Raw genomic sequence first — 11,857 nt, 5'->3', positions numbered from 1 at the left:
GGACAGGCGCAGCGCGCGGCCTACGCCGCGTCCCTGCGAACGATCATCTGCTGGCCGGCCAGCCGCTCCAGTGCAGCGCCGAAGCGCGGCCGGTCCGCCGGCGCAATGCCCACGGCGTCGAAAGTCTCGGTGACAGTGGCGTGTTCGCCGAGCGCGCGCACCACCTCGACCAGCGCCGGGTCTTTCAGGAAGGACAGGCGGCGGGTGGTGAAGTCGTAGGCGAGAGCGCCGAACGGCTCGGGGCGTAAAGCCACCGAGCCGTTCAGCACCCATGCCTCGTCCAGCATCAGTAGACGCCGCACATTCCGTCGATGGACACGTCCTCGACGAGGTCGTCGGCGAGCACCTCCTGGGCTGCTTCGGTCTGGTCCGGTGTCTCGCGCTCGAGTTCTTCGCTGGTCATCCACAGCTCCTTCGGCAGATGTATGACGTGCCCGGTCATGCCGGGACCACGGACGCCGGTGCGGGCGCTCGCCCTCACGGTATGAAGCCCGGCGCGTCACTCACACTACCTGCCCGGTGGGCCGCAACCTGGCCGAACGGACAGTTCACCTCCCGGCCGGAAGACCAGCGGGCGTGACCCGAAAGGCCTGGTGACGTGGACCACACCGTTTCCTACCGTCGAAGGTGTCGGCATCAATCCCGATCGCGGACCCGCGCCATCCCTCATGCAGGAGGATCCATGCAAGTTGACGAGCTGCTGAAGCCGTTCCCCATCAAGGAGTTTCACCCGTTCCCGCGTGCCCTGATGGGTCCCGGTGCGCACGAGATGATCGGACCGGAGGCGCTCAAGGCCGGCTTCCACAAGACCCTCGTGATGACCTCGGGCCTGCGCGGGACGGATGTCGTCCACAAGATCGTCGAGTCGATGAAATACCACGGGCTCGAGGTCGTCGTCTACGACAAGGTCGAGTCCAACCCCAAGGACTACAACGTCATGGATGCCGTGGCGCTCTACCAGGACAACAAGTGCGACTCCTTCGTCTCGATCGGCGGGGGCTCCTCGCACGACGCGTGCAAGGGCGCCCGCATCTCGGTGGCGCACGACGGCCGTAACGTCAACGAGTTCGAGGGTTTCAACAAGAGCGAGAACCCCAAGAACCCGCCGCACATCGCGGTGTCCACGACCGCCGGCACCGGCTCGGAGACGTCCTGGGCATACGTCATCACCGACACCACGACCGACCCGGACCAGCCGCACAAGTACGTCGCCTTCGACGATGCTTCGGTGACAACCCTCGCCATCGACGACCCGGTGCTCTACTACGACCTGCCCGTCGACTACACCGCACAGTGCGGTTTCGACGTGCTGGCCCACGCGAGCGAGCCCTACGTCTCCCGGCTCAACTTCGAGCCGTCACTCGGCAACGCGCTGCGCGCCGTCCAGCTGACCGCACAGAACCTGCGGCAGGCAACGTGGAACGGTCAGGACCTGGCAGGCCGCGAAGGCATGATGTACGCGCAGTACATCGCGGCACAGGCGTTCAACTCCGGCGGCCTCGGCATCATCCACTCGATCTCGCACGCGGTCAGCGCGTTCTACGACACTCACCACGGACTCAACAACGCCATCGCGCTGCCTCGTGTCTGGGCGTTCAACATGCCGACCCAGTACAAGCGGTTCGCCGAGATGGCCGCCGTGATGGGCGTGGACACCTACGGTATGACGGACGTGCAGGCCGCCGACGCGGCACTCGAAGCTGCCATCCGCCTGCTGCGCGATGTCGGCATCACCGAGAAGTTCACCGACGTCACCAAGGACTCCTACTCCAAGAACCGGCTGGGCGAAGGCCCGACGAAGTATTACGCGGAGCGCGGGGTCATCAAGGGCGACAAGGACGACATCGACAAGGTCACCAACCACGTGCTCGGTGACGCCTGCACCCCGGGCAACGCCAAGGAGTGCACGTTCGAGACGGTCCGCCCGGTCGTGGAGCACTGCTTCAACGGAGACCTGGACGACCTGCTCAGCTGATCCGCCTGCCGGCATACCTCGTTGCCCGCGACCGGCCACCTCACCGGTCGCGGGCAACGCCCACCCCGCCACACTCGAGCCAGAGGAAGCAGACTTCGTGACCACGCCCACCGCCAGCACGCCCGCTCCGGTCGATGACCAGTCGCCCGACCCCGACTTCACCGGCGTCGACGACGCACGCGAACGACTGCACGCGGTCGGCTACCTGACCGACAACCGGCTCGCCACGACGGCATTCCTGCAGTCGGCCCTCGGCAAGCCGCTGCTGCTGGAAGGACCGGCGGGGGTCGGCAAGACGCAGCTGGCACAGAGCGTCGCGCTCGCGACCGGTCGCCGGCTGCTGCGCCTGCAGTGCTACGAGGGCCAGGACGAGACCAAGGCGCTCTACGAGTGGGACTACGGCAAGCAACTGCTTTACACCCAGATGCTGCGGGAGAAGATCGGCGACATCATCGCCGACACGACGACGCTGGACGCCGCCATCGAGCGAATCGCCGCGCAGGACAACGTGTTCTTCTCCGAGCGGTTCCTCGCGCCCCGGCCGCTGCTCGAAGCGGTGCAGTCCACCGAGCCCGTGGTGCTGCTCATCGACGAGGTGGACCGGGCGGACGAGGCGCTGGAGGCGGTGCTGCTGGAGCTGCTCGCGGAGTTTCAGGTGTCGGTGCCCGAGATCGGCACCTTCGTGGCTCAGACGACGCCCCTCGTCATACTCACCTCGAACAACACCCGTGACCTGTCCGCGGCGCTGAAACGCCGCTGCCTGCATCTTTTCCTCGACTATCCCGCGGCCGAACGCGAGCTGGAGATCATCCGCTCCAAGGACACCGGTCTTGCCGACTCGGTCGCCCAGCAACTCGTGGAAGTGGTGCGGTCGCTGCGCACCCTCGACCTGCGCAAGTCGCCCAGCATCTCCGAAACCATCGACTGGGCGCGCACGCTCGCGGTGCTCGGCGTCGAGGAGCTGTCGCCGGCCGTGCTCGCCGACACGATGAACGTGGTGATGAAGTACGAACGGGATCTCGCGCTGGCGACCCGGCAGATCCCGCGACTGCTCGACCCGAACGCCGACGTGCCCGACTCGCTCGACCACGGCCACGGTCACCACCACGGACACGGGCACAGTCACGACCACGACCACGACCACACGCACGACGAGCCGGCCGGTGTCACGGACCCGGACGGGCGGCAGGTTCGGCAGGACAAGGACCTCCCGGGCCGGCACGACGAGAGCTACTACGGATCCCCGTCGGCCAAGGCCGCACCGCCGCGGAAGGTCACCCCCGGACAGGGGAGTCGATCGTTTGCGCGCGGCTCCGCGCGCCGCCGCCCGGTCTGAGGGGCGGTCAGTCAGTGGACGCCACGCTGCACCGGTTCATCCGCTTCCTGCGGCTGCACGGACTGCGGATCAGTGTCGCCGAGGCACTCGACGCCGCACAGGCCGTGGGCCGTCCGGGGATCATCACCGACCGGGAGGTGTTGCGGTCGGCACTGACCGTGTCGCTGGTCAAGGACCGTCGTGACCTGGAGGTCTTCGACGACGTCTTCGACCGGTTCTTCCGGCTCCGCCCGGTGGTGGCCGCGCCGCACGAGCACGGCCACGCGCACGACGACCTCAGTGACGAGGGTGCCCTGCAGGAGTTCACGCTCTCCGACGAACTGTCCGACACACCCCAGGACGGCCACTCCCACGACGCGCCCAAGGACATCAAGGACTACTTCAAACCCGAGGATCTGGCCCAGCAGTACAACCTGCATCAGGAGGCCAACAAGCTCGACATGGCCTCGATGACCGACGAGATCGTGGTGTCCAAGGACGGCAAGGTGTCGGCGGGTGAGGCGGCGCGCGTGCAGATCAGCACCAGGGCACTGCACAACCCGGGTGCGCCCGGGCGGTTGACCAAGAACCCCGGGCTGCAGATCGACGCGGAGCTCTCGGTGGCCGAGGAGATGGCGCTGCTCAGCTGGCTCGGCGAACCTGACGAGGACGCCGCCGAGCCGGACCTCGATCCCGATCTGGCCGCACTCCGCGAGCGCCTCGCACCGCTGCTGGCCGGGTTGCCCGAGCAGTTGCGCCAGCACCTGGAGAGCCTGTTGCGCGACGAGCAGGAGATCGAGGCCCGCGAAGTCCAAGCGGCACGTGCCGAGGTCATCGAAGAGTCCGAGCGCATCGCCTTCGAGGACGCCCTGCGCAGGTTGCTGCGCAGCCTGCGCGGCGCGCCCCGCCCGCGCCGGCATGTTTCCGGCACGGGGGTCATCGACAGCCGGCGCACCATGCGCACCAACATGCGGTATGACGGGGTACCGTTCCGGCCGGTGCTGGTCAGCAAGCGCGAGGACCGGCCGCGCCTTGTCATCCTCTGCGACGTGTCGCTGTCGGTGCGTGCCACGTCGGCTTTCGCGTTGCACCTGGTGCACAGCCTGCAGTCCATCGCCTCGCAGGTGCGCTCGTTCGTCTTCGTCGACGAATGCGCCGAGATCACCTCGCTCTTCGCCGATCACCATGTGCAGCAAGCGCTTTCGCAGATCATGGCCGGTAAGGCCGACGGCGGGAAGATCGACGTCGACGCCGACTCCGACTACGGCTCGTCGCTGCGGCAGTTTCTCGACGACTACGGCTCTGCGCTCAATCACCGGACCACGGTCATCGTCATCGGTGACGGCCGCGGCAACGGCAAGGACCCCGCGCTCGACACCTTCGCCGAGATCGCGCGGCGATCTCGGTCGGTGGTGTGGCTGACGCCCGAGCCGCGGTATTCGTGGCCGCTCGGCCGGTGCGATCTGCCGCTGTATGCCGAGCACTGCGACACGGTGGAGGTCGTGCGAAACCTGCGCCAGCTGCGCGCCTTCTCGCACGTCCTGGCCGAGGGGGCCGGGTCACCGTCGTGAGCGGCGTGGACGAGATGGAGCTGGACGCCTACCGGCCCTGCCCGGGCGGGGTCTATCGCAGCGAGACGGTCACCGTGCGCCGCCAGCCGCTGGTCGACCAGCGGCGGCTCGGCATCACCCGCACCGCGCACTTCGACGTCGGGCGGGTCGGCACCGGCCTGCTGCTGGAGCACGATCTCGGCGCCGGAGAGGTCAGCGACGACATCTCCGGACAGCTGAGCGAGGAACTCTTCGACGCCGGATGGATCCGTGGGCCGGAGCTGTTCGAGGAGCTGCTCGTCGGCATCGTGCTGACCTGCGCCGAGACCCCGCAACAGGCGTGGCTGAACTTCTACCGCAACACCCTGCGCCGCATCGACGAGGAGATCGCCGAGCCCAGCGGTCGCGGGTCGATCGCGGCCTACGCGCCAGTGCACGAGCACGTGCAGGAAGTGATCCGCGGGACCGCCGTGCACGAACTCGGCACCTGCTTCGGATTCCAGGCGCTGCGGCTGGCGCGGGCGGGCCTGGAAATCACCGCGAGCGACCTCTCTGCGGAAGCCGTGCACCTGCTGCTGGACATGAGCCGGCTGCTGGACCTGCCCGTGCGGACGCTGGTCGCGGATGCGGCGCGGCTCACGGAACCGGACGGGAGTTTCGACACCGTCCTCGCCATACATCTGCTGGAGCATGTGCCCGACGACACCGCCGTGGAGATCATCCGGGAGGCGTGCCGCATGGCGCGACGCCGGGTGGTGGTCGCCGTGCCGTTCGAGGAGGAGCCGTCGCAACAGTTCGGGCACCTGCGCAGCCTGACCCTCGCCGACCTGCGCACCTGGGTGCGAGGAGCCGGAACCGATTGGGATTGGCGGGTTTACGAGCACCACGGCGGCTGGCTGCTGCTCGACCGCCCGACGTAACGCTTGCGCGCGGGGCGAGCGCGCCGCCTACAGCAGTTTGCGCTGGGTCGCCTCGTAGACCGCCTCCGCCCGGCTGGAGACGCCCAGCTTGCGCAGGATGTTGCCGACGTGGAACTTGGCCGTGGTTTCCCCGACATACAGTCGCTTGCCGATCTCCTTGTTGGATAAACCCCGCGCCAGGTGCGCCAGCACCTGAAGCTCGCGCGGCGAGAGCACCGGTTTGGCCTCCGGCACGGGCGTGCGGACTCCGCGCACCATCGCCGCTGCGCTGCGCGCATCGAACGCCGACTCGCCCCGGCTCACGTCGTGTATGGCGCGGACCAGCGCGTCGGTGTCGACATCCTTGACGACGTAGCCTTTCGCGCCGGCCTGCACCGCCCGCAGGACCAGTTGCTCGTCGAGAAATGTCGTCAGCACCAGGATCGCGACCGACGGATGCCGCTCGGCGACCTCCCGGGCCAGATCCAGGCCCTCGGTGTCGCTGGACGTCGAGAGCTTCAGGTCCAGCAGCAGCACGTCGGGTGTGGTGCGCTCCATCAGTGCGAGGCACTCCCCCCGGGAGGACGCCTCGGCGATCACCTTGATGCCGGCGTCGCGTTCCAGGATCGATCGCAGGCCCTGCCGGACGATGGCGTGGTCGTCGACGAGCATGATGCGGATCGGCGTGTGGGTGGCGGTCATGGCGCTCCTGCGGAAGAGGTTGCTCGGGTCTGCACGGGCAATGGCACGCGCAGCACGATGCGCACCCCGCCGAGCCGGGAGCGCCGGAAGGCCAGCGTGCCGCCGATGGACCGAAGGCGGTCGTCCATGTTCACCAAGCCACGATGCCGGCCGTCGCCGACCGAACGCTGCTCCAGCCGCAACATCCGCCGCAGGGTGGTCGGATCGCCGGACCCGTCGTCGGAGACGGACACGGTGAGTGCCTCCGGGCGGTAGCGCAACCGCACGTTCACCCGCGTCGCACGCGCATGGGCCGCGACGTTGAAGAGTGACTCGCCGACCGACCGCGCGAGGTCCTGGCTCGCGGCCGCCGGGATCTCACTGACTGCCCCCTCGGCCACCACCCGCACGTCCAGCGCGGGCCGGTGATGTGCCACGACCAGCCCGATGAGTTCTTCCAGCGACGCGGCCGCCTCCTCGGGCGGCTGGTCCAGCGCATAGATCGCCGTGCGCAGCTGCTCGACCGCGGTCTGGGTGAAAACCTTTGCGCGAGATAGCTGTTCGGCCATGCTGTCCAGGCTTCGGTCGACCGCGTCCCCGCGCGCGACCTCGACCGCCATACCGGCCGACAGGACGTACTGTGTGACGCTGTCGTGCAGTTCACGGGCGATGCGGTGCCGCTCGCTGCCGACGATCTCCCGCTGGGTTGCGGCCACCAGTTGCTTCTCGGCGGCCTGCAGTTCGGCGGTGCGCACCGCGAGATCGCGCGCCTGGAGCTCGGCCGCACGGTTGAGCCGCTGTGCACGCCGGTGCAGGGTCACCCCGGCCTGGTACTGCTCGGAGGTGTGCAACGACACCGACGCCTGGTTGGCGAGGATCCGCAGCACCGCCAGATCCTCCGGCTCGGGATCCTCGCCCAGCCCCGGGCGGACCGATAGGACTCCGATCTGGCGGCCTTCGAGGTTCATCGGAGATCGCAGCCACCCGGTGCTCACCGCACCGAAGGCACGTTCGCCGGCGCGTATGGCGGTCAACTCCGCCATAACGTACGCCGGCAACCGGGCGGCGTCATCGGGACTGCGCCCACCCGGACCGACCACCACGAAACGCGGTCGGGCACCACGCAATTGGTCATCACCGAGGGCCAGTAGTCCCCACGGTGCCTCCAGGTGACCGGCCGCCGCGCGGACCACCTCTTCCAGGACACCCCGAGGCCCCTCGACGGTCCGCACCACCACGCTGGAGATGCGGTCCATCGCGCGCACCGTCCGCTGCATTCGCGTGCTGGACCGCACGAACGCCGGGTAGTAGGAGTTCTTTCCCGTGCGGACACCGGTCAGCCGGGAGATCTCGTCGGCCGGTTCGCGTGGCACGTCGTCGCTGCGGCCGGAAGGCGCACCAAGGGCATCCGGTGGTGAGGGCGACGACGGGGCACGAGTCATCGTGTCTCACAACGCCTCGCGGAAGATCCGCTCGATGTCGGCGACATCGGACCGGCGCGGGTTCGTGGTGATGCAGGCGTCGGCGAGCGAGTTGCGCGAGAGCACCTCGACGTCGCGCTCGGTCATCCCGAGCGCACTCAGCGACGCCGGGACGCCGACCGCGTCGGCAAGTTGCCGGACCCGCTCGGCGAGCAGTTCGGCGATCTCCTCCCCGGGTGCGCCCGGTGCGGACACGCCGAAACGTGCGGCGACCTCGACGAATCGATCGGGTGCACTCGCCGCGTTGTAGCGGATGACATGGGGAAGCAGGATGCCGTTGATGACACCGTGCGGAGCGTCGAGCAGTCCGCCGACCTGGTGGCTCATCGCATGCGTGGCGCCGAGGATGGCGTTGCTGAAGGCCAGCCCGGCATCGAGACTGGCCTGCGCCATACCAATGCGGGCGAGGTCATCGGCCGGGTCGTCGATCGTCCGCATCAGGTGCTGCTGGACCAGGCCGACCGCGCTGAGCGCGTGGACATCCGCCAGGGGGTTGTGCGCACGCGACACGAAAGCTTCGATGCCGTGCGTCAGTGCGTCCAATCCCGTTGCGGCATTGAGCCATTCGGGCATGGTCAGCAACAGCCGGGGGTCGGTGATCGAGATGTCCGGCACGAGCGCGCGACCCATGATCGTCACCTTGACGTGCCGGGTCGTGTCGGTGACGACGCAGAACTGACTCACGTCAGCTCCGGTTCCGGAGGTGGTGGGGATCATCAGCAGCGGCGGGATGCGCTCGCGCACCTGGTCGACGCCGCCATAGTCGAGGATGGCGCCGCCGTTGCCGGCCAGGATCGCGACGCCCTTGGCTGCGTCCATGGCGGACCCGCCGCCGATCGCGATGACCACATCACAGGAGTGCTCCAGATAGCTGACGTATGCCGCGGCAATCTCCCGGTCCTTGGGGTTCGGAGTCACCCCGGAGACCACGACCGGCGTCAATCCTGCGTCATACAAATGCTTTTCGAGCTCTGCAGCCCAGCCGACGTCGACAATGCCTTCGTCGGTCACGACCATCGGGCGCCGGGCGCCGAGTCGCAGCGCGCAGTAGCCCGCCTCGGCGAGCGCGCCCGGACCGAAGACGATCTCGGGTGCCTGGAACTTCACCAGACCCGTTGCGACCCCACCCATCGGGGTCCTGGTCAGCCCGGCGGTCGTCATACCCGGCCTCCGTCCTGGATCGAAGGCGGTGGCCCGTCGGCCACCACGCCAACTGTAGATCGGCAGCCGCAGCGGCGCATGGGATGGCCACCGGACGCCCACCGGGAGTTCATGCCGACTCGCTGTGCGCTCCCACCGCCCGGTCGAAACCGCCCGGGATCAGCAGGTGTTCGGGCGTCAGCTCATCGATCGAGGAAAGTCCGAGGCCGAGGAGCGCCGAGTCGATGCCGCCGCGGAGCACGTCCAGCACGTTCTCGACACCCGCCTGACCGTTGGCCGCCAGACCCCAGAGGTACGCCCGGCCGATGAGCACGGCGTCCGCTCCCATCGCGAGCGCCTTGACCACGTCGGAGCCACGGCGCACGCCGCCGTCGAGCAACACGGTGATCTGGCTGCCGACGGCCTGGCTGACCGGGCGCACAGCGCGGATCGTCGCGGGCGTGCCGTCCAGGTTGTTGCCACCGTGGTTGGAGACCGAGATTGCGTCGACGCCTGCGTCGACTGCGCGGCGGGCGTCGTCAACCCGGTAGACACCCTTGAGGATGAACGGCCGGCCGCTGAGCTGCTTCCACTCCTGCGCCATCCACGCGACGTCCTCCCAGGTGGGCGGAGTGGTCGTCATCCATTCGTAGTAGGCGCCGAAAAAGGTGGGCGCCTCGCCACCCGGCGGCTGCAGGTTCGGCGTCGTCAGGTCCGGGATGGCGCCAGTCTTGCCGAACTGCCACATCCACCGCGGCTTGATCGCAACTTGCGGCGCGAAGCGGATCATCGTCAACAGGTCGACCTTGTCCGGGATCTCCGGGCTGCCCCAGTCGCGGCCCATCGAGAACGACCAGTCGAGCGTCGCGATCAGCCCTTGTGCACCGGCGGCATGTGCGCGCTGCATCCGCTGGATCATCACGTCGCGCTGGCCGGTCCAGTACATCTGGAAGAAGGTCGGCGCGCCGGTTGCCGTGACCTCCTCGACCGACTTGCTGGCGAAGTTCGACAACCCCATCACGGTGCCCTTACTCGCGGCCGCCCGCGCCACGGCTACCTCACCGTCGGGGTGCACCGCCTGCACACCGGTCGGGCTGATCATGACCGGCAGCGACAGGTCCTGCCCCAGCAGGCTGCGCTGCATCGAGCGCTCGGGCCGGTGCCCGGCGACGTGCGGGGCGAAGCCGAGCTCGGCGAACGCCGCCTGGTTGTCCTCGATCGTCTGGCCGCGCTCGGAGCCGGCGATCAGCGCACCGTAGACCGGAGCCGGGAGCTTCTTGCGGGCGCGCTGCTGCGCGACGGCGACCGACTCGAACCAGGGGTTCTGCTTCCAGGGGTTCTCCAGTTTCATGGGCGGCCATCCTTCGTCGTCGTACGCCCCCGCCGGGTGGCGATGTGATGTGAGCCACAATAATGGCACTGAGGGTCAAAATGGAAGAGGTGCGGTAGCTTGACTTTCATGGCCAGCCCGACGACCCACCCCGGTGTCGGACGCCCTGTCGTCACCTCCCGCGCCGAGATCGAGCGGGTTGCCTTCCATCTCTTCATCGAAAACGGTTTCGTGTCAACGACGTTGGATGATATTGCGAGTGCCGCAGGCATCGGCAGGCGCACGCTGTTGCGCTATTACCGATCGAAGAACGACATTCCGTGGGGACAGTTCGACGACACCCTGGATGGCTTCCGGGAGTCGCTGCGCAGTTATGCCGATAGGCCGGTGCAGGAGGCGGTGCATCGCGCGGTCATCGACTTCAACCGCTTTCCCGCTGCCGCGATGGCCGAACATCGCGTGCGCATGCGGCTGATCCTCACGACGCCCGAACTCCAGGCGCACTCCGTGCTGCGGTATGCCGACTGGCGTCGGGTGATCGCCGAATACGTCGCCGAGCGCACCGGCACCGACCCCGAGGCGCTGCTCCCGCAGACCGCGAGCCAGGTCGCGCTCGCCCTGTCGATGACGGGGTATGGCGAGTGGCTCGCCGACGAGCACGCCGACCTGCCGGCCGTGCTGGAGCGAGCCCTGCTCACCATGCGCAGCTACCTGGCGGACTGACTGGCCGGCGCCTTCACCGAGTGAGCGCAGAGCACTTACCGAGTGACGCACGGAACACCGAGTGACGCAGTTGCACGTGCGTCACTCGGTGCGTGCTGCGTCAGTCGGCGTTGTCTGACCCGTGCGGCCGAGCAGCCGGGCGCCTATTCGTCGAGCGGGGTACTTCGGTGTCGAGCGGGGTAGAAAACCGGTGCTTGAGTGTGCGTGGTTGTACCCCGTTCGGTGGGCTTCTACCCCGCTCGGCGAGAGGAGCGCGCAGCCCGAGGTCGTATGCCGGTCGGCGGGTTTGTACCCCGCTCGGTGAGACGAGCCCCTATCGGGCACTCGGAGAGCCACCACACGGAAAGGCCAGGGATCAAGCTGCGGGAGGCTCGCCGGCCGGTGAGTTGCCTTGAGGCGGGCTCGCTCTTGGCGACCTTTCCATACGCTCCGCCGCTTCGCTCTCCCGCCACTCAGCGCACCGGCCAGGGCACACACGGCCACCCCCGGGCGCCGCCGAGGCCGCGGTGCTCAGGCTGCGTCGCGGGTGGGCATCCGGTCGGGGGTCAGGTCCCAGCACACCCCGGCGGCGGTGACGGCCGCGAGTAGCCCGAGGCGGTGGACCAGGTGGTGGTGGAACGCGCACAACATCGCCGAGTTGAGCAAACACGTTTCCCCGCCGGCCCACCATGGGTTCACGTGATGGACTTCGCACATGCCCGGTGGCCGGTCACACCCAGGGAAGGTGCATCCGTGGTCTCGGGTGATGACGGCGGTGCGTAAC

12 protein-coding genes are annotated in these 11,857 nt (G+C 68.3%); 5 read left to right on the top strand and 7 right to left on the bottom strand.

Translation table 11 applies throughout. The features are described 5' to 3' along the window. Positions 1 to 20: 20 nt before the first annotated feature. Positions 21 to 287 carry a mycofactocin biosynthesis chaperone MftB gene (gene mftB, locus EFY87_RS15525; protein WP_123272406.1) on the bottom strand — a complete coding sequence of 89 codons (267 nt, stop codon included), beginning with the start codon at positions 285 to 287 and terminating at the stop codon, positions 21 to 23. Then, a complete protein-coding gene (mftA, locus tag EFY87_RS20990; protein ID WP_245988688.1) occupies positions 287 to 481 on the bottom strand; it encodes a mycofactocin precursor MftA in 195 nt (64 codons plus the stop codon). Before mftA ends, mftB begins: the two co-directional genes overlap by 1 nt. 201 nt (positions 482 to 682) lie before the next feature. Here mftA and mdo point away from each other — a divergent pair, with 201 nt between their 5' ends. The 4 genes from mdo (at position 683) to mftM (ending at position 5,760) form a co-directional block, all read left to right on the top strand. Continuing rightward, complete coding sequence (gene mdo, locus EFY87_RS15515; RefSeq protein WP_123272405.1) at positions 683 to 1,975, top strand: NDMA-dependent methanol dehydrogenase; 1,293 nt, start codon at positions 683 to 685, stop codon at positions 1,973 to 1,975. A gap of 97 nt (positions 1,976 to 2,072) precedes the next feature. Next, positions 2,073 to 3,311 (top strand): AAA family ATPase, encoded by a 1,239-nt coding sequence (locus EFY87_RS15510; RefSeq protein WP_123272404.1) that lies wholly within the window; start codon positions 2,073 to 2,075, stop codon positions 3,309 to 3,311. A gap of 14 nt (positions 3,312 to 3,325) precedes the next feature. Then, positions 3,326 to 4,861: a VWA domain-containing protein gene (locus tag EFY87_RS15505; RefSeq protein WP_123272403.1), complete on the top strand. Its 1,536-nt coding sequence runs from the start codon at positions 3,326 to 3,328 to the stop codon at positions 4,859 to 4,861. Then, positions 4,858 to 5,760, top strand: a complete 903-nt coding sequence (mftM, locus tag EFY87_RS15500) for a mycofactocin oligosaccharide methyltransferase MftM (protein ID WP_123272402.1) — start codon at positions 4,858 to 4,860, stop codon at positions 5,758 to 5,760. Before EFY87_RS15505 ends, mftM begins: the two co-directional genes overlap by 4 nt. Positions 5,761 to 5,787: 27 nt before the next feature. Here mftM and EFY87_RS15495 read toward each other — a convergent pair whose 3' ends face one another. The 4 genes from EFY87_RS15495 to mftD form a co-directional block, all read right to left on the bottom strand. Then, the gene (locus tag EFY87_RS15495; protein WP_123272401.1) at positions 5,788 to 6,441 is read right to left on the bottom strand and encodes a MadR family response regulator transcription factor; all 654 of its coding nucleotides are present in this window, start codon (positions 6,439 to 6,441) and stop codon (positions 5,788 to 5,790) included. Then, positions 6,438 to 7,793 carry a MadS family sensor histidine kinase gene (locus EFY87_RS15490; RefSeq protein ID WP_245988687.1) on the bottom strand — a complete coding sequence of 452 codons (1,356 nt, stop codon included), beginning with the start codon at positions 7,791 to 7,793 and terminating at the stop codon, positions 6,438 to 6,440. The genes EFY87_RS15495 and EFY87_RS15490 overlap by 4 nt, the downstream gene beginning before the upstream one ends. Before the next feature lie 75 nt (positions 7,794 to 7,868). Further along, positions 7,869 to 9,062, bottom strand: a complete 1,194-nt coding sequence (locus EFY87_RS15485; protein WP_123272399.1) for an iron-containing alcohol dehydrogenase — start codon at positions 9,060 to 9,062, stop codon at positions 7,869 to 7,871. Positions 9,063 to 9,171: 109 nt separating this feature from the next. Next, positions 9,172 to 10,392 carry a pre-mycofactocin synthase MftD gene (gene mftD, locus EFY87_RS15480; RefSeq protein WP_123272398.1) on the bottom strand — a complete coding sequence of 407 codons (1,221 nt, stop codon included), beginning with the start codon at positions 10,390 to 10,392 and terminating at the stop codon, positions 9,172 to 9,174. 108 nt (positions 10,393 to 10,500) lie between these two features. On the opposite strand from mftD, the gene mftR reads away from it, so the two are divergent. Next, the gene (mftR, locus tag EFY87_RS15475) at positions 10,501 to 11,094 is read left to right on the top strand and encodes a mycofactocin system transcriptional regulator (protein ID WP_123272397.1); all 594 of its coding nucleotides are present in this window, start codon (positions 10,501 to 10,503) and stop codon (positions 11,092 to 11,094) included. A 510-nt stretch (positions 11,095 to 11,604) separates the two neighbouring features. Here the strand turns inward: mftR and EFY87_RS20380 are convergent. Further along, a partial coding sequence (locus EFY87_RS20380) for an HNH endonuclease signature motif containing protein (protein ID WP_220093660.1) occupies positions 11,605 to 11,857 on the bottom strand: 253 nt, incomplete at its 5' end.

The organism is Flexivirga caeni (assembly GCF_003724155.1).
GTDB lineage: Bacteria > Actinomycetota > Actinomycetes > Actinomycetales > Dermatophilaceae > Flexivirga > Flexivirga caeni.
Note: the sequence above shows the minus strand (reverse complement) of the source record. Positions and strands in the feature narration are given on the sequence as shown.

Coding starts and splice junctions, on each gene's coding strand:
- mftB (WP_123272406.1), bottom strand. CDS start 287: ATGCTGGACGAGGCATGGGTGCTGAACGGCTCGGTGGCTTTACGCCCC.
- EFY87_RS15485 (WP_123272399.1), bottom strand. CDS start 9,062: ATGACGACCGCCGGGCTGACCAGGACCCCGATGGGTGGGGTCGCAACG.
- mftD (WP_123272398.1), bottom strand. CDS start 10,392: ATGAAACTGGAGAACCCCTGGAAGCAGAACCCCTGGTTCGAGTCGGTC.
- mdo (WP_123272405.1), top strand. CDS start 683: ATGCAAGTTGACGAGCTGCTGAAGCCGTTCCCCATCAAGGAGTTTCAC.
- EFY87_RS15495 (WP_123272401.1), bottom strand. CDS start 6,441: ATGACCGCCACCCACACGCCGATCCGCATCATGCTCGTCGACGACCAC.
- mftR (WP_123272397.1), top strand. CDS start 10,501: ATGGCCAGCCCGACGACCCACCCCGGTGTCGGACGCCCTGTCGTCACC.